Annotated in this window: 22 protein-coding genes; 17 read left to right on the top strand and 5 right to left on the bottom strand. The window is 45.1% G+C overall.

The features are described from left to right. The first annotated feature begins 6 nt into the window (after positions 1 to 6). The 4 genes from GJQ68_RS09030 to GJQ68_RS09045 all read left to right on the top strand — a co-directional run bounded on the left by GJQ68_RS09030 (position 7) and on the right by GJQ68_RS09045 (position 4015). Positions 7 to 453 (top strand): hypothetical protein, encoded by a 447-nt coding sequence (locus GJQ68_RS09030; protein ID WP_162416983.1) that lies wholly within the window; start codon positions 7 to 9, stop codon positions 451 to 453. 250 nt (positions 454 to 703) lie between these two features. Next, the gene (gene typA / locus GJQ68_RS09035) at positions 704 to 2512 is read left to right on the top strand and encodes a translational GTPase TypA (RefSeq protein WP_162416984.1); all 1809 of its coding nucleotides are present in this window, start codon (positions 704 to 706) and stop codon (positions 2510 to 2512) included. 161 nt (positions 2513 to 2673) lie between these two features. Further along, the gene (gene pfkA, locus GJQ68_RS09040; RefSeq protein WP_162416985.1) at positions 2674 to 3648 is read left to right on the top strand and encodes a 6-phosphofructokinase; all 975 of its coding nucleotides are present in this window, start codon (positions 2674 to 2676) and stop codon (positions 3646 to 3648) included. Position 3649: 1 nt separating this feature from the next. Next, on the top strand, positions 3650 to 4015 hold the full coding sequence (locus tag GJQ68_RS09045) for a hypothetical protein (RefSeq protein ID WP_162416986.1): 366 nt from the start codon (positions 3650 to 3652) through the stop codon (positions 4013 to 4015). Here the strand turns inward: GJQ68_RS09045 and miaA are convergent. Next, the gene (gene miaA / locus GJQ68_RS09050) at positions 4000 to 4914 is read right to left on the bottom strand and encodes a tRNA (adenosine(37)-N6)-dimethylallyltransferase MiaA (protein WP_162416987.1); all 915 of its coding nucleotides are present in this window, start codon (positions 4912 to 4914) and stop codon (positions 4000 to 4002) included. The genes GJQ68_RS09045 and miaA overlap by 16 nt on opposite strands. Positions 4915 to 4961: 47 nt before the next feature. Here miaA and GJQ68_RS09055 point away from each other — a divergent pair, with 47 nt between their 5' ends. The 5 genes from GJQ68_RS09055 (at position 4962) to GJQ68_RS09075 (ending at position 8698) form a co-directional block, all read left to right on the top strand. Further along, the gene (locus GJQ68_RS09055) at positions 4962 to 5720 is read left to right on the top strand and encodes a response regulator (protein WP_162416988.1); all 759 of its coding nucleotides are present in this window, start codon (positions 4962 to 4964) and stop codon (positions 5718 to 5720) included. Then, positions 5713 to 6093, top strand: a complete 381-nt coding sequence (locus tag GJQ68_RS09060) for a response regulator (RefSeq protein ID WP_162342229.1) — start codon at positions 5713 to 5715, stop codon at positions 6091 to 6093. The genes GJQ68_RS09055 and GJQ68_RS09060 overlap by 8 nt, the downstream gene beginning before the upstream one ends. 1 nt (position 6094) lies before the next feature. Further along, positions 6095 to 6373, top strand: coding sequence for a hypothetical protein (locus tag GJQ68_RS09065; RefSeq protein ID WP_162416989.1), 279 nt, complete (start codon positions 6095 to 6097; stop codon positions 6371 to 6373). Then, entirely contained in the window at positions 6370 to 7131 is a 762-nt protein-coding gene (locus tag GJQ68_RS09070) for an MBL fold metallo-hydrolase (protein ID WP_162416990.1), read from the top strand. Before GJQ68_RS09065 ends, GJQ68_RS09070 begins: the two co-directional genes overlap by 4 nt. A gap of 109 nt (positions 7132 to 7240) precedes the next feature. After that, positions 7241 to 8698 (top strand): NFACT RNA binding domain-containing protein, encoded by a 1458-nt coding sequence (locus GJQ68_RS09075; RefSeq protein WP_317174423.1) that lies wholly within the window; start codon positions 7241 to 7243, stop codon positions 8696 to 8698. Positions 8699 to 8788: 90 nt separating this feature from the next. Here the strand turns inward: GJQ68_RS09075 and pyk are convergent, their stop codons facing one another. Further along, complete coding sequence (gene pyk / locus GJQ68_RS09080) at positions 8789 to 10219, bottom strand: pyruvate kinase (protein ID WP_162342225.1); 1431 nt, start codon at positions 10217 to 10219, stop codon at positions 8789 to 8791. 12 nt (positions 10220 to 10231) lie between these two features. Further along, entirely contained in the window at positions 10232 to 10660 is a 429-nt protein-coding gene (locus GJQ68_RS09085; RefSeq protein WP_162342224.1) for an IPExxxVDY family protein, read from the bottom strand. A 148-nt stretch (positions 10661 to 10808) separates the two neighbouring features. Between GJQ68_RS09085 and GJQ68_RS09090 the strand changes: the two genes are divergently transcribed. From GJQ68_RS09090 to GJQ68_RS09110, 5 genes are read left to right on the top strand one after another with little or no spacing between them, the layout of a single operon-like run. Beyond that, on the top strand, positions 10809 to 11045 hold the full coding sequence (locus GJQ68_RS09090) for an acyl carrier protein (RefSeq protein WP_010855324.1): 237 nt from the start codon (positions 10809 to 10811) through the stop codon (positions 11043 to 11045). 19 nt (positions 11046 to 11064) lie between these two features. After that, entirely contained in the window at positions 11065 to 12318 is a 1254-nt protein-coding gene (gene fabF / locus GJQ68_RS09095) for a beta-ketoacyl-ACP synthase II (protein ID WP_162416992.1), read from the top strand. A gap of 2 nt (positions 12319 to 12320) precedes the next feature. Beyond that, a complete protein-coding gene (gene rnc, locus GJQ68_RS09100; protein ID WP_162416993.1) occupies positions 12321 to 13064 on the top strand; it encodes a ribonuclease III in 744 nt (247 codons plus the stop codon). Between the two features lie 39 nt (positions 13065 to 13103). Then, positions 13104 to 14960, top strand: a complete 1857-nt coding sequence (gene nadE / locus GJQ68_RS09105; protein ID WP_162416994.1) for an NAD(+) synthase — start codon at positions 13104 to 13106, stop codon at positions 14958 to 14960. 30 nt (positions 14961 to 14990) lie between these two features. Continuing rightward, the gene (locus tag GJQ68_RS09110; RefSeq protein WP_162416995.1) at positions 14991 to 16088 is read left to right on the top strand and encodes a prolipoprotein diacylglyceryl transferase; all 1098 of its coding nucleotides are present in this window, start codon (positions 14991 to 14993) and stop codon (positions 16086 to 16088) included. 11 nt (positions 16089 to 16099) lie between these two features. Here the strand turns inward: GJQ68_RS09110 and yidD are convergent, their stop codons facing one another. After that, complete coding sequence (gene yidD / locus GJQ68_RS09115) at positions 16100 to 16312, bottom strand: membrane protein insertion efficiency factor YidD (RefSeq protein WP_394351292.1); 213 nt, start codon at positions 16310 to 16312, stop codon at positions 16100 to 16102. Positions 16313 to 16451: 139 nt separating this feature from the next. Here yidD and GJQ68_RS09120 point away from each other — a divergent pair, with 139 nt between their 5' ends. From GJQ68_RS09120 to GJQ68_RS09130, 3 genes are all read left to right on the top strand, one after another. Next, positions 16452 to 17852 (top strand): BamA/TamA family outer membrane protein, encoded by a 1401-nt coding sequence (locus GJQ68_RS09120; protein ID WP_162416996.1) that lies wholly within the window; start codon positions 16452 to 16454, stop codon positions 17850 to 17852. Between the two features lie 78 nt (positions 17853 to 17930). After that, positions 17931 to 18764 (top strand): PorV/PorQ family protein, encoded by an 834-nt coding sequence (locus GJQ68_RS09125; RefSeq protein ID WP_162416997.1) that lies wholly within the window; start codon positions 17931 to 17933, stop codon positions 18762 to 18764. Next, a complete protein-coding gene (locus GJQ68_RS09130; RefSeq protein ID WP_162416998.1) occupies positions 18761 to 20863 on the top strand; it encodes a helix-hairpin-helix domain-containing protein in 2103 nt (700 codons plus the stop codon). Before GJQ68_RS09125 ends, GJQ68_RS09130 begins: the two co-directional genes overlap by 4 nt. A 31-nt stretch (positions 20864 to 20894) precedes the next feature. Here the strand turns inward: GJQ68_RS09130 and mscL are convergent, their stop codons facing one another. Continuing rightward, positions 20895 to 21320 carry a large-conductance mechanosensitive channel protein MscL gene (gene mscL / locus GJQ68_RS09135; protein ID WP_162416999.1) on the bottom strand — a complete coding sequence of 142 codons (426 nt, stop codon included), beginning with the start codon at positions 21318 to 21320 and terminating at the stop codon, positions 20895 to 20897. Positions 21321 to 21326: the final 6 nt, after the last annotated feature.

Genomic DNA, 21326 nt, shown 5'->3' on the forward strand with positions numbered 1-21326 from the left:
TCTTTTATGAAAACCTTTCCCAATAGCACTTCATTTTCGTCGATAAGCTTTATTCTAGTTTTGGTCTTTCTCAGTTTTGCCGCTTGCTCTACGAAAATCACCTTTCCGGTTTCGCGGGTCGTTCCGGCAGCAGAGCCTGAGGCCAAAATAAGTAAAACGAAGGAGGGTACCTACGAACTATCCTTGAACGTCTCCAATCTGGCCCTTCCCGAAAGGTTGAGTCCTCCTAAAAAGTTTTATATGGTTTGGATCGATACACCAGATCAGGGTATAAAGAAGCTGGGCGAAATTGCCAATAACAGTGGGATTTTCAGAAACCGGGGAAAAGCTTCCTTCGAAGCCAGCACCCTTTATCGGCCCAATATGATCCTGGTCACTGCCGAAAATAGCTTGGAAGTTGCATATCCCGGATCTCATGTAGTATTAAAAAGCAGGCCTTTTGAGGTGAAATAAAGGTGGATCAAAAATGCTTCCTTATGGATGTAAGGAGTTTAAGAAATACCTCAAATCCGCTCCCTAATCCTATATTCAACTGATAAATTAAAGGTTAAACCTGTCAGGTTTCATCTACCCAACGTTTATTGTTGGCTGAATATCAACAAAAACCTGACAGGATTGCGGAGTTTAAGAAATAATTATCAATCCGAACATTCGATATTTTTTCGAAATATTATTCGTACTTTTGCACCTTAATTAAATTCACATGCAGAGTATCCGTAATATTGCGATCATCGCACACGTTGACCATGGAAAAACGACCCTGGTAGACAAAATCATCCACATCTCTAAAATCTTCCGGGAAAACCAACAGTTTGAAGACTTGATCCTTGATAGCAACGATTTGGAGCGTGAGAGAGGCATTACCATTCTTTCTAAGAATGTTTCGGTAAGGTACAAAGACACTAAGATAAATATCATTGACACTCCTGGCCACGCCGACTTTGGTGGGGAAGTGGAAAGGGTGTTGAAAATGGCCGACGGGGTTATCCTGTTGGTGGATGCCTTTGAAGGGCCCATGCCCCAGACCCGGTTTGTTCTTGGCAAAGCGCTTGAACTGGGGTTAACCCCCATTGTGGTAGTTAACAAAGTCGATAAAGAAAATTGCAGACCTGATGAGGTTCAGGAGGCTGTGTTCGAACTGATGTTCAATTTGGATGCCACAGAAGAACAGCTTGAGTTCCAAACCTTATATGGATCCGCTAAAAATAACTGGATGGGCCCGGATTGGAAAAATCCAACGGACAGCATTATCCCCCTGTTGGATGCCATCGTAGAGCACATCCCGGAACCAAAAATCGATGAGGGCACTACTCAGATGCAGATCACCTCATTGGACTATTCTAATTTTGTCGGCAGGATTGCCATTGGCAGGGTAAAAAGAGGCACGATTAAAGAAGGTGCCCAATATGCCCTTTGCAAGGCTGATGGGAGCACCAAACGCGTAAAAGTTAAAGAGCTGGAGGTATTTGAAGGGCTGGGAAAAGTGAAAACCCAGGAGGTTCAGGCCGGGGATATCTGTGCGATAACCGGTGTGGAAGGTTTTGACATTGGTGACACCATTGCCAATCTTGAAAATCCAGAGCCCTTGCCGCGGATTTCCATAGATGAGCCGACCATGAACATGCTTTTTACCATCAATAACTCCCCGTTTTTTGGTAAAGAGGGTAAATTTGTCACCTCTCGCCATCTCCGGGAAAGGTTGATGAAGGAAACGGAAAAAAACCTTGCCCTTAAAGTAGAATCTACCGACAGTGAGGATAAATTCCTGGTATATGGAAGAGGTATTCTCCACTTGTCGGTATTGATAGAGACGATGAGGCGGGAAGGCTATGAACTTCAGGTAGGGCAGCCTCAGGTTATTATTAAAACGATAGATGGGGTCAAACACGAACCGATTGAAACCCTGTATGTAGACGTTCCCGATGTCAGTGCCGGTAAGGTGATCGAACTGGCTACCCAACGGAAAGGCGAATTGCTGGTCATGGAGCCGAAAGGGGATTTGCAGCATCTGGAATTTAAAATTCCTTCCAGGGGATTGATCGGCCTCAGGAATAATGTCCTCACTGCTACGCAGGGCGAGGCCATTATGAATCACCGTTTTTCTGCCTATGAGCCTTTTAAAGGAACTATTCCCGGACGGATAAACGGCTCGCTTATCTCTATGGATGCCGGACAATGTACGGCTTATGCCATTGATAAACTTCAGGACAGGGGCACGTTTTTTGTGGACCCCGGCGAAGAACTGTACACCGGTCAGGTAATTGGTGAGCACTCCAGAGACAACGACATTGTCGTGAATGTTCAAAAAGGAAAACAGTTGACCAACATGAGGGCTTCCGGTTCGGATACCAATACGAAAATTGCTCCTGCAAGGAAATTTTCGTTGGAGGAATCCATGGAATACATTCAGAAGGACGAGTACCTGGAAATTACACCTAAAAGTATCCGGATGCGAAAAATCCACTTGGATGAAAACGAACGGAGTAAAGCTTCTAAAATGCAAAATGCATAAGCAAGTAATGAAAGGATGGATATTTTCCATCCTTTTTTTTATGTGATGGTATTAGATTGCGCTTATTTCTTTATTTTTATATCCCAATCCAAGTCGGTTCAGGTAGCACAGCTTTCGGCTGTCTTTTAATTGATTCACTGAATTAAAATGAGAACATACCTATGAAAAAAATTGCAGTTTTTACCTCAGGAGGAGATTCTCCCGGAATGAATGCCTGCGTTCGGGCAGTGGTCAGAACAGGCATTTACCACCACCTGGATGTATATAGCATCATGTATGGTTATGATGGGATGATCAAGGGGAATATCAAAAAGATGCAATCTCATTCAGTCAGCAATATTCTCCAAAGAGGAGGTACCATCCTGAAATCAGCCCGAAGTACTGAGTTCAGATCAAAAGAAGGAAGGCAAAAAGCATTCGAAGAGCTTAAAAAACACGGAATTGATGGCCTGGTAGCTGTCGGTGGGGATGGTACATTTACCGGAGCCAAAATTTTCTTTGAAGAATTCGGTATTCCCACGGTTGGTTGTCCGGGAACCATTGATAATGACATTTTCGGTACGGATTATACGATTGGCTTTGATACCGCGGTAAATACTGCCTTGGAAGCCATCGACAAAATCAGGGATACCGCTGCTGCTCACGATCGGATTTTCTTTATAGAAGTAATGGGGAGAGACAGCGGGTATATCGCTATCGAATGTGGTATTGGCGGAGGGGCGGAATTGGTCATGGTACCTGAAACCACCACTACCATCCATGATGTGGTGAAATCCCTGAAAGGGCTCCGGAAATCCAAAACATCCAGTATCGTTGTAGTAGCCGAAGGAGACGAAGAAGGGGGAGCTGCGGATATCATGGAAAAAGTAAAATCCGAATTCAAAGGAGAGGACAAAGAATTTAAAGTAACCACTTTAGGGCATATACAGCGGGGCGGTAGTCCGACGGCCAAAGACCGGATCCTGGGAAGTCGAAGCGGAATGGCTGCCGTGGAAGGACTCATCAATGGAAAATCTAACTGTATGGCCGGAATCATTAACGATCAGGTAGTCTACACACCCTTTGAAGAGTGTATTACAAAAAGCAAACCGCTAAAAGAAGAGTACCTGAGACTTCAGGAGCTATTAAGCATTTAATATGGGATTTGTTCCGATTTTCATTACGCTGGGAGGGTTCATCTTTTTATTTGTGTTGCTCGTTCACCAAAACATGCGGCAAAAAAAAAGCACCTTTTTGTCAGCCTGGCAGGACCTGGAAGTTCAAATCCAACAACATCCGGACACAGCCGCTGGTAAATTGGATACGGGCGACCTGGAAGCGGCGGAAAAGGCCTACCGCTCCCTTCAGAAATCTATTCCTTCAGATGCCGAACGAACAGCGGATGCTAAAAAGATCAATAAATTGCTTATACGCTCGAAAAGAGCCCGGTATGAATACAATAATCTGGTTCGCATGAAACCTTATTCGTTCGTAGCCAAGCTTTTTGGTCACCGCCCTCTCTGATTCGAAATCCATTCTAAGATTTGGTTCCAATCCTCTGGATGAAACCAGGCATAATCCAAATCTCTCCTAAACCAAGTCAATTGCCTCTTGGCATACCTCCTCGAGTTTCTTTTTAATAATCGGATGGCTTCCTGTTTATCGTAGGATCCCTCCAGGTAACCAAAAATTTCTTTATATCCTACCGTTTGCAGGGCATTAAGCTGCCGGAACGGGAAGAGACGGGTTGCCTCTTCAAAAAGACCATTGCGAATCATATCCTCCATCCGGCTGTCAATTCGATGGTAAAGCTCCTCCCGCTCCCGGTTTAAGGCTACTTTTATCGTCCGAAACGGCCTGGTTTTCTTTCGCTTCTGTCTAAAACTACTAAAGGTCCTGCCGGTGCCCAGACAGACCTCCAGTGCACGGATTAAGCGATGGGGATTGTTTCGATCTACGGTCTGATAGTATGCCGGGTCCAGCTTTTCCAATCGTTGCTGTAGCATCGAAAGCCCCTGGGATTGAAAGTCTCGGTTTAATTGCTCCCGAATATCGGAGGGTATTTCAGGCATCTCATCAAGCCCCTCCACTACTGCATCAATGTATAATCCGGAGCCACCGGTAAGGATCAACAGCTCTTTTTCAGCAAACAGTTTGGTCAGTAGGCAAAGTGCTTCCTCCTCAAATGCGCGCACATCATAGGGCTCATGGATGGATTTATTTCCAATGAAATAATGTGGTGCTTTTTCCAGGGAATCGCGGTCTGGCTTGGCTGTACCTGCATTCATTTCCCGAAAAAATTGTCTACTATCCGAGGAAATGATAGCAGTATTAAATTTTTTGGCTAAATTTATGCACAAATCAGTTTTGCCTACTGCAGTTGGACCTGCGATGACCAAAAGTATTTTATTCAAGGAAGTCACTATTTGTCAGACCTAAACGAGAATCCCGAAGTTAAGGAATTTCAACCATGAAAAACAAAAAAGTCCTGATCGTAGACGACAATGCACTGAACCGCAGGGTTTTTGAAAACGTAATCGGACATAACTATTTTTTTGATTCGGCTTCTGATGGCATAGAAGCCATCGAGATGCTAAAAAATAATAGGTACGACATTGTCCTGATGGACATTCAAATGCCCAAGCTGGACGGTATTTCCTGCCTGAAAATTATCAGGGAAGAGGAAATTACCGATATTCCGGTGATCGCCATTTCCGCTTACTCCAACCAGGGCGACCGGGATTATTTTTTATCTACCGGGTTTGATGATTTCATCGCTAAACCCGTCAAGCCCAAAGATCTACTGGAAACGATCCATTTTCACTTGCAGCCGGGAGTTAGAAGAGCCGGAATTACTGGCGTGGAAGCTGATGAAGGCTCGGACTTTAACGAAGGGGTAATTGTGCAATTACTTAAATACCACACCATAGATAACATCAAAGCGGTGTACCATGATTTTCTGGACGAGGCGGAAAACCTCACCCAAGAGATTCGAATATTGGTAGATTTGGGAAAATTTGATGAAATTGGGGAGAAACTTCATATTTTAAAGGGAAATTCCGGTACTTTAGGGGTTTTGGTGATTTACAATGCTTCGGCAGGGTTTGAGAAAAAAATCAAACAGTCCAACCTAAAAGACCTGGAAGAAGACCTGGAAAATTTGGAATCGGGGCTAAAAACCTACCAAAAAATAATTGAGAACGATAAAATTTTTGCGAAATATGAGTGAACCCAAAAAAGTATTAGTGGCGGAAGACAGCTCAGTGATTATTAACTTAACGAAGAATGTGCTGTTATTTGAAAACTTTCATATCACGGCTGTGAAGAATGGGCAACAGGTTTTAGACAAGTTGGGCAAAGAAGATTTTGATCTGATTCTGATGGATATCAACATGCCAGTGATGGATGGAATTGCCTGTACCAAAGCGATCCGCCAGCTTTCTGATCCCGCCAAATCCGAAATTCCCATCATTGCCATTACCGGGAATTACAAGAATTTCACCTTGGACGACTTCAAGAAGGCAGGGCTGAACGATTATGTTCAAAAGCCCCTGGATTATGACCTGTTACTGGCTACGGTAAAGAAGCATATTTACAAGTAACATGTACATTAAGTATACCAAAGGCTATCTGGACAAACTGGAAGATATTTTTGCTGCCTCGGATTACCACCTGCGGTATGAGAAAGGTAATTTCAAATCCGGTTACTGCATTTTGAAGGATACTAAAATCGTGATTATCAACAAGTATTTCACGATGGAAGGCAAAATCAATGCATTGCTAGATATCCTGAAGACGCTTGATTTCAATCCCAGTAGCTTTCCCAATCAAAAACAGCAGGATTTTCTTACCGAACTTAAACAAACCGAGCTGAAACTTTGAAAATCACCTTTTTAGGAACCGGAACATCTCAGGGCGTACCCGTCATCGGTTGCAATTGTGAAGTCTGCCAGTCCCTGGATTTTCGTGACAAACGTACCAGAACATCCCTTCACCTGGAGCATGAGGGAAAGAGTATCGTCATCGATACGGGGCCGGATTTCCGAATGCAGATGCTCCGGGAATCCATCAATCGGCTGGATGCGGTGGTATATACCCACGAACATAAAGACCATACCGCAGGCCTGGATGATATCCGGCCTTTTAATTTCATGCAGCAAACGGACATTCCTCTCTTTGGAACGCCCCAGGTACTCGACCAAATCAAAACGGAATTTTCGTACATTTTCTCGGCCAACAAATACCCGGGCATCCCCCGGGTACTGATCAATGAAATCGGTAATCAGCCCTTTGATGTGTTAGGGATGCCCTTTAGTCCCATTCAGGTGATGCATCACAAATTACCCGTTTTGGGTTTTAGAATAAAGGACTTTACCTACATTACCGATGCCAACTATATTGCTCCGGAGGAAATCGAAAAAATAAAAGGAACGCGAATCCTTGTGGTGAATGCGCTTCAAATCAAACCACACATCTCTCATTTCACCCTGGATGAAGCCCTGGCGTTCATCGATGAAATCGGACCTGGAATGGCCTACCTGACACATACCAGCCATCGGATGGGTATGCATCAGCGGGTTCAGGAGCACTTACCGGAGAATGTAGAATTGGCATTTGACGGGTTGAAAATCGAACTCTGACATGCACCTGAACTACCATTTTTTCCGTTTTTTATGCCCGGCTTTGGAATCAAAAATCAAGGGGGCCACCCTTGCCGCTTGCTTTTCGCAAAATAAGGAGGAATTGATAATGGAATTCTATCCCCCTGACAAGACACCCTTTTTTATCCGGGCCTTACTCCTGCCCTCGGCTACCTGCTTGAGTTTTCCCGAAGATTTCAGAAGAAGTAAAAAAAACAATGTGGACCTGTTTTCCGACCTTGTTCATCAAAAGGTACGTCGGGTTTGTTTGTTGGCTTATGAACGGGCGTTTTACCTGGAATTCGAATCTGGCGTCCTGCTGCTTTTCAAGATGCATGGCAGCCGTTCAAATATCCTCCTTTTTCCATCCAAAGAAGGAAATCCCGAAAAATTATTCCGGAAAGACCTCCGAGAGGACCAGAATATAGCTATTGCAGAGCTGGAAAAACCCCTTTTACTCAATTGGGAACGATTTGTGGCAGTGGAAGGAAACGCTTCCCAGTTCCTTCCTACCCTTGGAAAACTCCCAAGAGCCTGGCTAAAAGCGCATGGTTACCTGGATGCCGATCTGGAAGGGCGGTACCAGTTGATGCTTCAGGTACTGGACCTGTTGGATAGTCCCCTTTTTTCCATTTTCCAAGAGCAGGACCAGTACCGGTTGACCTTACTCCCCTGCGAACAGGCACTGGAAACCTCAGCAGACCCGATAATCGCTGCCAACCTGTATTACCAGAAAGCAGTCGTCCGGCAGGCATTTGAGCTGCAAAAAAACAGGCTCTTGCGTTCCCTGACAGACCAGCAACGAAAAACCGAAAACTACCTGCAAAAGACGCGGGAAAAATTGGCCGCCATGGAAGCTGATCCCGCTCCCAGTCAAATCGCCGATATTATCATGGCCAACCTGCATCAAATACCTTCTGGTGCTGAAAACGTAAATTTGTATGATTTCTATACGGATAAAACGATTGAAATAAATTTAAAACGAGGTCAAAGCCCCCAAAAACAGGCCGAGAATCTGTACCGAAAAAATAAAAATAAGAAAATAGAATTTGAGCAGGTACGCCAAAACCTTCTCGGAAAAGAACGTTTACTAAAAGTACTGGAATCAGAAAAAGCGGAATTAGAATCCGTTCAGGACTTTCGCAGCTTAAAAAAGTTTATGAAGACCGGAAACCGGACTTCCGAGACTACCAAACCAGAATCCTTGCCCTTCAAAAAGTTTGAACTATTGGGGTATGAGGTTTGGGTAGGCAAGTCTGCGCGCTCTAACGATGAATTGCTACGCAGGTATGTCTGGAAAGAAGACCTCTGGCTCCACGCTAAGGACGTGTCAGGATCCCATGTTATCATCAAGAATCAGTCTGGCAAAACACTGCCGGGTCCGGTATTGGAAAAGGCGGCTTCTCTGGCCGCCTATTATTCCAAAAGCAAAACTTCCAGTCTTGCAGCGGTCATGTACACACCCTGCAAGTATGTTCGGAAAGTCAAGGGCTCTCCTCCGGGTGCAGTAGCGGTCGATCGGGAAAAGGTCCTGATGGTTCGTCCTGAAGGACCCGGGGACTTGTAACTCCTGCAAAAAAAAGAACTGTTTGCGCAGGCACAAACAGTTCTCTTAACTTTATACAAGGTAATTTTGACTGACAAGCCAGCCAACAAATTAATCCACTACATGAATTTTTAGCATGTTGGTTCTTCCTTTGGCTTTCAGAGGCATACTGGCCGTATTGATGATAATGTCTCCTTCGCTGACATGATTTTCCTCTTTCAATTTATCTTCGATATCTTGGAAGGTCGCATCGGTAGAAACGCGATTATCGTAATAAAATGCCCTGACTCCCCACACCAGGCTCAGTTGTGTTAAGAGATTCTTATTACGGGTAAAAACGAATATGTCTGCGGAGGGGCGGTGAGATGAAATTCGAAAGGCTGTAAATCCAGAAGTGGTAATGCCCACAATCGCTTTGGCTTTTACATTCCTGGATAAACGGCTGGCCATTAGGAGCAGGTTGTTACTCAAAAAGCTCTCGGTATCCTCGGGGATTTTATAGAGGTTGTGGTAAATATCGGCGTTTACTTCGATATGATCGATAATGCTACTCATCGCTTTGACTGCTGCGACGGGGAATTTGCCGGAGGCTGTCTCGGCTGATAGCATCACGGCATCCGCACCATCCAGTACGGCTGTGGCGACATCATTGGTCTCGGCACGGGTCGGTCTGGGATTGACGATCATGCTTTCCATCATCTGCGTGGCAATGATCACTGGTTTGCAGGCGATCTTGCATTTTTCAACCATTCTTTTCTGCCAGAGGGGCACTATTTCCATAGGCACCTCCACTCCCAGGTCTCCTCGTGCCACCATGATGGCATCGGTAGCCTGGATAATGGCATCTATATTTTCCAATGCTTCCGGCTTTTCAATTTTTGCAACGATCTTGCAGCTTTTGCCAGCTTTGGTGATCCGCTCGCGCAGATCGATAATATCATCCGCGGTACGTACAAAAGAAAGCGCGATCCAGTCCACTTCATTTTCCAGACCGAACTCCAGGTCTTCCAGGTCTTTTTCCGTCAATGAGGGGGCACTGATTTTAGTGCTGGGGAGATTAATTCCCTTTCTGGATTTTAAAATTCCGCCATGTACTACGGTACAATCCACATTTTTACCATCGGTTTTCAAAACCACCAGCTCCAGGTTACCGTCGTCAATCAGAATGCGGTCACCTTGAACCACATCGTTAGGGAGGTTCTGATAGACAGTGCTAACCAGGGAGGCATTACCGACTACCGGTTCACTGGTAATGGTCAACTGATCACCTTGTTTGATGAGTACCCCGTTATTTTCCACTTCTCCTACGCGAATTTTGGGGCCCTGAAGATCCTGCAATATCCCAATATTGAAACTCATTTCTGCATTTACCTCACGGATGGTTTTGACCACATCCGCATGGATGCTGTGATCCCCATGGGAGAAGTTTAACCGAAAGATATCAGCGCCTGCCATGACCAACTCGGTAACGGTTTCCTTGGTATTGCTGGCAGGTCCGATGGTAGCTAATATTTTGGTTTTATTAAAAATAGGTACTCTCATTTCTATATGTATTTAATATGTTAACAGGTTTTCCTTTGATTTTAACTTGTTGATATCAATTTTGACGATACTCTGTATACCGCTGACCCCGGAAAGGCCGTCAATATACGTATTTAAATCCACTTCATAGGTAAAGTCCTGGCAGACTAAAAAGTAATCCATACTCCGGAGTTCGGGCACCAGGTATCTGGAGTGACCGCCGACGGGATACGACTTATTTCTTAGCAATTGAATGTAGCCATGTTCTTTTTCCAATATAAATTGAGAAATAATTAAATCCGGCTGGCGAAGAAATTCCATCTGGTAATCACCGGTTTTTTTTAAATTTAACCCCAATGAACGATTGATCAACCAAGCCATTTTATAGTCCTTTAAAGGGGCTACAAGGCCTAAAAGCTCAAAATCAAACGTGGTTTCAACATGAAGTTTGCTTTTCTTCATTCAGGAAGAATTTAAAAAAACAAAGTTAAAAATTTTATTCCAACTTCTATCCTTGAAAGAAAGTTCTTAATTTAGTTTGTCTTTTTTTTTGACATTAAGGTATTAAATAATTTTCTTTGCGGAGTGTTTAAACTAAACTGATCACAAAATGTCTGAAATTGCACAAAAAGTAAAAGCTATTATCGTTGATAAGTTAGGCGTCGAAGAATCTGAAGTTACTCCTGAAGCGAGCTTTACCAATGACCTTGGAGCCGATTCGTTAGATACTGTAGAGCTTATCATGGAATTCGAAAAAGAATTCAACATTTCCATTCCGGATGACCAGGCTGAGCAGATCGGTACGGTTGGCCAGGCGGTTAGCTACTTGGAAGCTAACGTAAAATAACCCATACTTAAAATCATTTATGAATTTAAGAAGAGTTGTAGTAACAGGTTTAGGTGCCCTTACACCCATTGGCAATACCGTCGACGATTTCTGGAACGGATTGACAACTGGTGTAAGTGGTGCTGCACCTATTACCCGTTTTGATGCCTCCAAATTCAAAACCCAATTTGCCTGCGAAATAAAAAATCTTGACATCGCGCAATTTATAGACAGAAAAGAAGCCAGAAAAATAGATCCTTACACGCAATACGCCATGATAGCTGTGGAAGAGGCCATGAACGATTCGGGAATAGACCTGGATAGTATCGACCTCACCCGATCAGGCGTGATATGGGGGTCCGGTATCGGCGGCCTGAAGACGTTTCAGGATGAAGTCACGGACTTTGTGAATGGAGATGGAACTCCCCGGTTCAATCCTTTCTTCATACCCAAAATGATTGCCGATATTGCGGCAGGATTTATATCCATAAAATATGGATTTCAGGGCCCCAATTTTGCCACGGTTTCGGCTTGCGCTTCTGCTACCAATGCGTTAATTGATGCTTTTAATTATATTCGACTGGGCAAGGCGGATGTTTTTATTTCTGGTGGCTCCGAATCAGCGGTTACAGAAGCTGGTGTCGGTGGATTCAATGCCCTAAAGGCATTATCCCAACGCAATGACGATCCGGCCACAGCCTCCCGACCCTTTGACAAGGACAGGGATGGGTTTGTGCTGGGAGAAGGTGCCGGGGCACTTATATTGGAAGAATACGAACATGCAAAAGCCCGTGGGGCAAAAATATACGCAGAACTCATCGGTGGTGGTATGACCGGTGATGCCTATCACATTACAGCCCCCCATCCCGAAGGACGTGGAGCAGCCAATGTGATGAAATTTGCCCTTGAGGATGCAGGGATTAATGTAGATGCAGTAGATTATATCAATGTTCACGGTACTTCTACTCCTCTCGGAGACTTAAGCGAAGTCAAAGCCATTCAAAAGGTTTTTGGCGACCATGCCTACAAACTGAACATCAGCAGTACCAAGTCCATGACAGGTCATTTGCTGGGAGCAGCCGGTGCGGTAGAAGCCATCGCCTCTATTTTGGCCATGAGAGATAACCTGATACCCCCCACCATCAATCATTTTACCGATGATGAAGAGGTAGATGGAAAATTGAACCTCACTTTCAATCAAGCTCAGGAGAAAGAAGTGACCATCGCCCTGAGCAACACTTTTGGATTTGGCGGGCATAACTGTTCGATCATATTCAAAAAAATTAAGGAATAAATTTGAAATTACTTCGGTTGCTCAGAGTACAAGAGCTAACTTACGATAAGAAAGAAAAAAGGCTTGCTTCCGCTATCAAAAATATAGTGGGTAGCAAGCCTTTAAATTTATCGCTATACAGGTTGGCCTTCCGGCATGTTTCAGCCTCTAAGGAAATCAAGTCAGGAGTAAAAATAAGTAATGAACGCCTGGAATACCTGGGAGATGCCGTTTTGGGTACCATAGTTGCCGAGTATCTTTTTCAAAAATTCCCCTATAGAGACGAAGGATTTCTTACTGAAACCAGATCTCGAATCGTTAACCGCGAATCCTTAAACCAGGTTGGCCAAAAAATAGGCCTGCCCAAGATCGTAGAGACGGAAATGGACGGAAAAGTACCCTATTCTTTCAAATCCCTCTATGGGGATACCCTGGAAGCCTTAATTGGGGCGATCTACCTGGACAGGGGATACTATTTCTGTAGAAAATTTATCTACAAACGATTGATAGCTACCTTCTTCGATTTGGATAACATCATCACCACCACCATCAATTTCAAAAGTAAAATTATCGAATGGTCTCAGAAAGATAACAAGGAGATCGATTTTGAGTTAAAATCAGTAGAAGGCAGCCAGCGGTTCAAGGAGTTTACCGTAGCACTTAATATTGACGGATCTTCTTTTTCGGAGGGCAAAGGAGCTACCAAGAAAAAAGCCGAGCAGGAAGCCGCAAAAATTGCCTGCGAAAAACTTCAGATCATCCTTTAATCATGCAACCCCTCTAATAAGGGGAGAAAAACCAACCCTATGTCTCAACTACATATAGCCGGTGCCACCCTGAATCAGACGCCATTGGACTGGGAAGGGAATTTTGATACTATTCTGCAGGCCGTCCAAAAGGCAAAAGAACAACAGGTAGCCCTGTTATGCCTTCCGGAACTCAGCATCACCGGATATGGAAGCGAAGACCTTTTTTTAAGCTACTGGTACCCCAAAAAAGCCCTCCACTACCTACAAAAGATACTTCCCTTCACCAAAGACATTACGGTTTGTCTGGGGTTACCCTGCCGGGTAAAGGGAAAATTATACAATTGTATGGCCGTGGTAGAAGACCAGAAAGTCCTGGGGATGGTACCCAAACAATTTTTGGCTATTGATGGGGTGCATTACGAGTGCCGGTGGTTTACACCCTGGAAAGCGGGCGAGGTGATCAGCTTCGATTTCTACGATTCAGCGGTTCCTTTTGGCGATATGACCTTTGAAAAAAAGGGGATCAGGTACGGGTTTGAAATATGTGAAGATGCCTGGAGAGGTGACTTACGTCCCGGATTCAGGCTGAAAGACCGAAATACAGCTTTGATTTTTAATCCCAGTGCCAGCCACTTTGCGATGGGCAAAAGTGAGCAACGGGAAATACTGGTAAGGGAAAGTTCCGAAGTGCTGGAAGCAGCCTATTTTTACATCAATTTGCTTGGCAATGAAAGTGGGAGAATGATTTTCGATGGGGAAATCCTCTTCGCGAACCGTGGGGAAATCCTCGTCAAAAATCCGCTCTTGTCTTTCCAAAACTACCAATTGGTACATTTCGATTTCCCTCTTGAAAAACCCTTGCCCCCGGTAAGCAAGCCCATTGAGCACGACAAAAACGAAGAATTCACAGCAGCGGCCACTCTGGCGTTATTTGATTACCTGCGAAAAAGCCGAAGCAAAGGATTTGTGCTTTCCCTGAGCGGCGGAGCAGATTCCTCCACCATTGCCGTGCTGGTAGCGGAAATGGTAAAAAGGGGAATCAGGGACCTGGGGATTCCCCTATTTCTGGAAAAAATTCACCGTAGCGATGACATCGATCCCAAGAGTAGTACCAAAGATATAATCGGGAAGATTTTCCATACAGCTTACCAAAGTACCCGCAACTCGTCCACGGACACCTTGCAAAGTGCGAAGACGCTGGCTGGAAGTCTCGGTGCCACTTTTCACCACTGGTCTATCGATGAGGAGGTAGCTGGCTATACCCGGAAAATCGAAACCGCGCTGGGCAGAAACCTGGACTGGTCTGGCGATGATATTGCCTTGCAAAACATACAGGCACGGGCAAGATCTCCCATTATCTGGATGCTGGCAAACATTCACCAGGCACTACTGCTCAGTACTTCCAACAGAAGTGAAGGAGATGTAGGCTATGCCACCATGGACGGAGACACGAGCGGAGGGCTTTCTCCTATCGCGGCAGTATCGAAAGATTTTATTCTGCAATGGCTACGCTGGGCTGAAAAAGAACTGGGATACGAGGGGCTAAAAGATGTGAATGCACTTCAACCAACTGCAGAACTCCGTCCCTTGGAATCCAGGCAGACGGATGAAGAAGACCTGATGCCCTATCCCGTCATCACAGCCATAGAAAAACTGGCCATTCGTGATAAACGATCACCCGCAGACATCTACCTGATTTTGAAAGAAGAACTTTCTCTTGAATCGGCCCTATTAAAAACTTACATTAGAAAGTTCTTTGGACTGTGGTCCAGAAACCAATGGAAAAGAGAGCGGCTGGCGCCCTCTTTTCACCTGGATGAATTCAATGTCGACCCGAAAACCTGGTACCGCTTTCCCATTTTATCCGGAGGGTATCGGAAGGAATTAGATGAAATGGATAGTTTAGAAGAATAAAGTGAGGCAACAGCGTAAAAAAATAAGAAAATGATCAATAATGTGTTGTATTACGTGGTTTGGAGTCCAAACCCGGCGGTTTTTTCAGGATTCGACAGGTTGCGTTGGTACAGCCTGCTTTTTGCCCTTGGCTTTATCGTTTCTCAACAAATCATGATTCATTTTTTTAAAAATGAAGGTCATGATGAGCAACTGGTAGACCGGCTCACCATCTACATGGTATTGGCCACCATTTTAGGAGCGCGCCTTGGGCATGTGTTGTTCTACGAACCGGCACGCTACCTCAGCAATCCCATCGACATTCTCAAAGTTTGGGAAGGGGGACTTGCGAGCCATGGAGCAGCTATCGGTATTCTATTTGCACTGTGGCTTTATGCCAAAAAAACACCCGGACAGTCTTACCTATGGGTAGTTGACCGGATTGTGATCGTCGTAGCACTCACCGGGGCACTCATCCGGGTGGGTAACCTGATGAACTCAGAAATCGGCGGAAAAGCCACTGGAACCGACCAGGGTATTGTATTTGCACGCGATACCGAGGACATATTAGGCACCATGAACCTTCCGATAGAATCCATAGAAGCCTACAAACCGGAGGACCGGGAGAATGAATTGCAGGGAACCGGCAGGGTTCCCGTAAATTTTGATATACGCATCAGTAAGGGAGGGTTTGACGAAAGTAACTTAGCCTCGGTTTTGGAAAGGGATGTCAAATACGCCCTGACAAGGTTCAGCAGCTCCAAAAAATACATGGCTGAAAACCCTGAAACACCCCTAAATATGGACATCACGGATGGAGGGGATCATTACCTCGCTGTGGTCAAAACCTTTGGCATCGCCAAGCACCCCACTCAGATTTACGAAGCAGTCACCTATTTCCTGATCTTTATCTTCCTTTTCCTGGGCTGGAAACGATACAAGTCCGCCATCCCGGAAGGCTTATACCTGGGTTTATTCCTGATTTCTGTGTTTGGAATGCGCTTCGTGTGGGAATTTTTCAAAGAAAACCAGGTAGATTTTGAAGACAACCTGACCTACAATATGGGACAGGCATTGAGCATTCCACTGGTGTTGGCGGGTATTGGACTGGTTATTTATGCCCTTAAAACCAAGAAAATAAATCGGTGAAAAAGGAGGAATTAGGGAACGGGATCGTGCCCTTGCCCCCCCCATGGATGGCACCTACCGATCCTTTTCAATCCCAACCAGCCCCCTTTCAAGACGCCATGTTTCTGAATCGCCTCTTTCATATACTGGCTACAAGTGGGATAATACCGGCAAGACCTTGGGAATAAGGGGGATAGTAAATATTGATAGATCAAAATGGGAAAAATGGCAATATTTTTAACTATTTGCTTCACTTATATCGTATTTACTTCTAGTAAGGTAAATATCGTCATTTAAGTTCTGTGACCCTCGACAAAAAAACCGGCAATTTTGAAATATATTCCCACGTTTTTCTTTCAAATCCTGCTTTGCTACTGCTTTAGCATGAGTAGCCAGTCACTATGGGCGCAGGAAGAATCCGCAGGGAGTGCCCGGGACCCGTCCAATCCCCCGGATCAGGTAACGGTCAATAATATCTTTGTGGTAGGTAATGAAAAAACCCGGAGGAATATCATTCTGAGGGAAATGGATATCAGAACAGAAATCACCTACGACTGGGAGGAATTTGTCGAGCTGCTGCTGGCTGACCAGAAAAAAATATACAACCTGCAACTGTTTACGACAGTCACACTCACCCCCTTATTTGTCGGCGACGAGCAGGTAGAGCTACTGGTGTCCCTCAAAGAACGCTGGTACATACTACCCAGCCTCATCTTTAACCTGGCTGATAGAAACTTTTCAGAATGGTGGATCAACCAGGGCAGGGATTTTTCCCGGGTCAATTACGGTATCAAGCTTGATCATAATAATGTCGGAGGCAGGAATGAAAAACTCCGTGTAATCGGACAACTGGGTTTTACCCAGGCTGTCGACCTCAATTACAGCATTCCTTACCTGGACAAAAATCAGCTACATGGGCTGGCCGCAAAATTTAACTATTATACCAATAAAAACATCCCCATCAAATCGGTGGAAAACAAACAGTTTTTTTACCGAAACCAGGCAGAAGAGGTGCTACGAAAGACGTTCAATGCTTTTCTAACGTATAGCTTCCGGGGCAGCTTTTACAATTTCCATTACCTCACCCTGGGCATCCACAATACCCGGATCCATGAGGATGTATTGGCCGAAAACCCAAACTACTTTACCCATGACGGCCAGCGACTGAAATATTTTCAAGCGACTTACCGATACCGACACGACAATCGAGACAATGTGGCTTATGCCACTCAGGGCACCTTACTGGACTTGAGTTTGAGCCAATATGGGCTTTTTTCAGGAGATGATATTAGTGAAACAGAATTTTCAATTGTAGCCAGCAAGTATACGCGCCTGGGTGATAAATTTCACTTCGCAACCGGTATTTCCGGATCTGCTTTTTTTAGTCCAAGGCAACCCTATACGCTGGTAAGAGGGATCGGATACAAACCCGATTTTATTCGCGGCTATGAAATCAATGTGATCGAAGGGCAGCAGACCATTGTGCATAAAAACAGCCTTCGCTATGAATTATTAAATATTGCCTTCGACATTTCAGATTTCATGCCCATTGACGAGTTTTCCGTCATTCCGTTCAAATTATACCTAAGTGCCAATTTTGACCAGGGGTACGTCAGAGATGCCAACCGCATTCCTGAAAATGCACGGTTGACAAACCAATACCTGGCGGGATATGGCCTGGGCTTAGATCTTATTGGTATCTATGATGCTGTTTTCCGTTTCGAATATTCCGTAAATAATACCGGAACCGGTAATTTTTTCATCAACGTGAAGGCTCCTTTATAAATTACTTTTTTGTTTTTAAAATACATTTTTTTGTATTAAATTCATTTGTCGCTAGGTGTTTTCCCAACTTTTCGAATCATGGAGAAATGGATTCCGGCCCTTCTGTTTTTTTCCTTTTTGAGTGTCCTTACCGGGCATTCGCAAAACAGCATGGATCATTTCCCGAAAGGTGCCCTTAGCATGGGCATGGGTAACGCCAGCGTCACCCTCAATGATCCCTGGGCCGTCTTTAACAACATCGGCGCACTGGGAAAGGCCAAGCAGGAGCTGCGAGCCATAGCTGGCTATGACCACCGGCTGGGCTTATCAGAACTCACCACCCTCTCCACCGGCCTCCTCATTCCCACCAGTAACCTGGGGAATCTGGGTATCGGCATTTCCAGCTATGGCGGAAAGCTATTTAACCAACAGCAAGTCGGTGTTGGCATCGCCAGGCAGCTCGGTCTGGCAAGCCTCGGAGTCAAAATCAGCTATTTTCAAACCAATATTGAAGGATTTGGGCGCAGTGCCCAGCCGGTCATTGAATTTGGAGGTCTGGCTGAACTGCTTCCGGGCTTTTTTTTTGGCGCCCATGCTTACAATATCACCCGGGCGGCTATTAGCAAATCCAGTAAGGACTACCTGCCCACCACTGTAAAAGCAGGGATTTCCTACCGCCCCTCGGAAAATCTCCTATTGAATTTCGAGTCTGAAAAAGAATTGCTTACTCCTGCCAGGTTCAAAGCGGGATTGGCCTATGGTTTTGAGCAAAAACTATGGGCCAGAGCAGGTATCAATACCAATCCCAATCACCTGTTTTTCGGTATTGGTTTCATGCCCAGAAGGTTTCAGGTAGATTATGCCATGAGCCGGCATTTTCTTTTGGGCTATACCCACCATTTTTCCCTCAATTACAACCTTTCCGACCCTTGATAGCTCGATTCCTTCTTATATTTTTGCTGCCGGGCTGTTTTCAAATTCTTTCTGCCCAATCCTTACCTACGAACGATCTGGACATCGAACGGTTCATTGAAGAGCGCTTTGCCTTTCAGGACGAGGACATTCCTTATGAAGACCTCTATGAAAGTCTCCTGCAGGTTCACCTAAACCCCCTGGACCTACAAATAGTCTCCGCCGAAGAGCTGAGGTCGCTGCATATCCTTTCCCCCTTGCAGGTAGAAACGTTTTTGAGCTATCGAACTGAATTTGGCCCTTTGCTTTCCACATACGAATTGCAAGCCATTCCTGAGTGGGATTTGAAAACGATCGAAAGTATCCTGCCCTTTGTACAATTGAATTCCAGTCAAACGCTTCCGGGCGTTCCTGGTTTCAAACGGATCCGAACAGCGGAAAATGCCTATTTTATTCTTAGGCAACGAAGGGTCTGGCAAACCAGAAAGGGATTTAGCCCGCCGGATACCCTGCCTGGTGGCGCGCTGAGTAGCCGCTATCTCGGGGATCCCAATGACGTGTACGCCAGGCTGCGATTACAACAACCGGGTGATTTCAGCCTGGGCCTGACCGCTGATAAAGATGCCGGTGAACCATTCGTTTGGGATGGAAAAACCCGAAGGTATGGAATGGATTTTTTGTCTTTTCATTATTCCCTCTACAATAAAGGAGCTATGAAGATGCTCACCTTGGGCGATTATCAGCTTCAATTCGGGCAGGGACTGGTATTTGGGGCAGGATTTTCAGTCGGAAAAGGATCGGAAACGGTGTCTACCGTTCGAAGAAGTTCTCTGGGTCTCCGACCCTATACCTCGGTTTTAGAAACCGGTTTTTTTCGGGGAGGAGCGGTTACCTACCAAACAGGAAACGTTCAATGGACGGGTATGTATTCCCTCGCTCCCAGAAACGCAAGTATCCAAGTGCTACAAGACAGCCTGGAATCCTCCGATGGCCATTTATCTTCGCTTGTCCTTTCAGGATACCACCGAACAGCAAGTGAAATCCAAAAAAAAGCCCGGGCCAGGGAACAAAATATAGGGACAAACATCCATTACCAGCATCCAACAAATAACCTGCAGGCGGGTGCCAATTTTCTTCTCACCCGATACAGCCGCCCTCTGTTGCCCAGGGCAAGGATATACAATCAGTTCGAATTTCGAGGAAGGTCCAATTCCATCGGCAGCCTTTACCTTTCCTATAATGTTGCCAATCATTACTTTTTTGCCGAGTCGGCCCTTTCCCAAAGCATGGGAATGGGACAGGTAGTGGGCATCATGAGCAGCTTGAGCCGGCAGATAGATTTTTCCCTGGTATGGCGAAAATTTGACCGAAATTTTCATTCGTTCTATGGCAATGCATTTTCCGAAGGCTCCCGGCCCATAAACGAAGAGGGCTTCTACCTGGGGCTGAGCTATAAACCCACCCGAAAAATCAGCTGGTCTGCCTATTACGATCATTTTTCCTTTCCCTGGATGCGGTTCCGCATGTATGCTCCCTCTTCGGGCAGCGAGTGGCTTAGCCGGTTTACCTACACCCCGAATAAGCAATTGGTGTTTTTCTTCCAATGGCGAGAAGAAAGAAAAAGCAGAAACCTATTATCGGATGAGCAGTCGGATAACCAATATTTACTGGCCGAAGGCAAGCGAAAAAACTTCGTCTGGAACATGAGCTACCAACCTAATCAATGGTGGCAGGCAAAGACCAGAATCCAACACAGCTCCTATCAAATAAATGGAACCAAGACCAGAGGCTTTGCTATTTTTCAGGATTTAACGGGCAGTGTGGGCAATTGGAAATTCAGTGGAAGGGTTTCGTTATTTGATACCGATGATTTTGAAAACCGCCAATACCTGTTTGAAAAGAATGTGCTTTGGGCCTTTTCGGTCCCCAATTTTTATGGACAAGGGATGAGGGGCTATTTGCTGGCACAATACAAAATCAACAATCAATTGACCTGTTGGGCCAGATGGGCAAAAACGACCTACACCAATAGGGAAGGAATCGGTTCAGGCTTGCAGGAAATCCCTGGAAACGAGGTAACGGAAACCACTTTTCAGCTGAGGTACCAGTTTAACCGGTAAAGAATGAGCAACCTTCCTTTACCGGTTAAATTCATCCGTTTTGGTTCTTTAAAAGATCTCTGATTTCCTCTAACAAAACCTCTGTTTTGTTTACAGTAGGTGGCGGAGGAGTGGGTGCGGCTTCTTCCTTTCTCTTTAGGGTATTGATCAACTTCACCATCATAAAAACAGCAAGGGCTACCAGCGTAAAATCCACTACAAACTGAATGAAATTACCATACCGAATGCTCACTGCAGCCACTTCCACCCCAGTCGGATCCACGTAAGCCTCTTTTAGTACAATCATTAGATCTTTGAAATTTACTCCACCTAGCAATAAGCCGATGGGGGGCATAATGATGTCATTCACCAGTGAAGACACTATTTTCCCGAATGCACCGCCCATGATTACTGCCACGGCAAGATCTACCACATTGCCCCTTACAGCAAAATCCTTAAATTCTTTAATCAATCCCATGCTTTT

This window comes from Cyclobacterium roseum, from assembly GCF_010119225.1.
Taxonomy (GTDB): Bacteria; Bacteroidota; Bacteroidia; order Cytophagales; family Cyclobacteriaceae; genus Cyclobacterium; species Cyclobacterium roseum.

Excerpts from the sequence above, each read along its gene's own strand:
- GJQ68_RS09065 (WP_162416989.1), top strand. The coding sequence starts at position 6,095 with ATGTACATTAAGTATACCAAAGGCTATCTGGACAAACTGGAAGATATT.
- GJQ68_RS09060 (WP_162342229.1), top strand. The coding sequence starts at position 5,713 with ATGAGTGAACCCAAAAAAGTATTAGTGGCGGAAGACAGCTCAGTGATT.
- pfkA (WP_162416985.1), top strand. The coding sequence starts at position 2,674 with ATGAAAAAAATTGCAGTTTTTACCTCAGGAGGAGATTCTCCCGGAATG.
- GJQ68_RS09045 (WP_162416986.1), top strand. The coding sequence starts at position 3,650 with ATGGGATTTGTTCCGATTTTCATTACGCTGGGAGGGTTCATCTTTTTA.
- GJQ68_RS09055 (WP_162416988.1), top strand. The coding sequence starts at position 4,962 with ATGAAAAACAAAAAAGTCCTGATCGTAGACGACAATGCACTGAACCGC.
- GJQ68_RS09120 (WP_162416996.1), top strand. The coding sequence starts at position 16,452 with ATGAGTAGCCAGTCACTATGGGCGCAGGAAGAATCCGCAGGGAGTGCC.
- GJQ68_RS09090 (WP_010855324.1), top strand. The coding sequence starts at position 10,809 with ATGTCTGAAATTGCACAAAAAGTAAAAGCTATTATCGTTGATAAGTTA.
- GJQ68_RS09110 (WP_162416995.1), top strand. The coding sequence starts at position 14,991 with ATGATCAATAATGTGTTGTATTACGTGGTTTGGAGTCCAAACCCGGCG.
- mscL (WP_162416999.1), bottom strand. The coding sequence starts at position 21,320 with ATGGGATTGATTAAAGAATTTAAGGATTTTGCTGTAAGGGGCAATGTG.
- GJQ68_RS09125 (WP_162416997.1), top strand. The coding sequence starts at position 17,931 with ATGGAGAAATGGATTCCGGCCCTTCTGTTTTTTTCCTTTTTGAGTGTC.
- nadE (WP_162416994.1), top strand. The coding sequence starts at position 13,104 with ATGTCTCAACTACATATAGCCGGTGCCACCCTGAATCAGACGCCATTG.
- GJQ68_RS09075 (WP_317174423.1), top strand. The coding sequence starts at position 7,241 with ATGGAATTCTATCCCCCTGACAAGACACCCTTTTTTATCCGGGCCTTA.
- fabF (WP_162416992.1), top strand. The coding sequence starts at position 11,065 with ATGAATTTAAGAAGAGTTGTAGTAACAGGTTTAGGTGCCCTTACACCC.
- typA (WP_162416984.1), top strand. The coding sequence starts at position 704 with ATGCAGAGTATCCGTAATATTGCGATCATCGCACACGTTGACCATGGA.
- GJQ68_RS09085 (WP_162342224.1), bottom strand. The coding sequence starts at position 10,660 with ATGAAGAAAAGCAAACTTCATGTTGAAACCACGTTTGATTTTGAGCTT.
- GJQ68_RS09030 (WP_162416983.1), top strand. The coding sequence starts at position 7 with ATGAAAACCTTTCCCAATAGCACTTCATTTTCGTCGATAAGCTTTATT.
- pyk (WP_162342225.1), bottom strand. The coding sequence starts at position 10,219 with ATGAGAGTACCTATTTTTAATAAAACCAAAATATTAGCTACCATCGGA.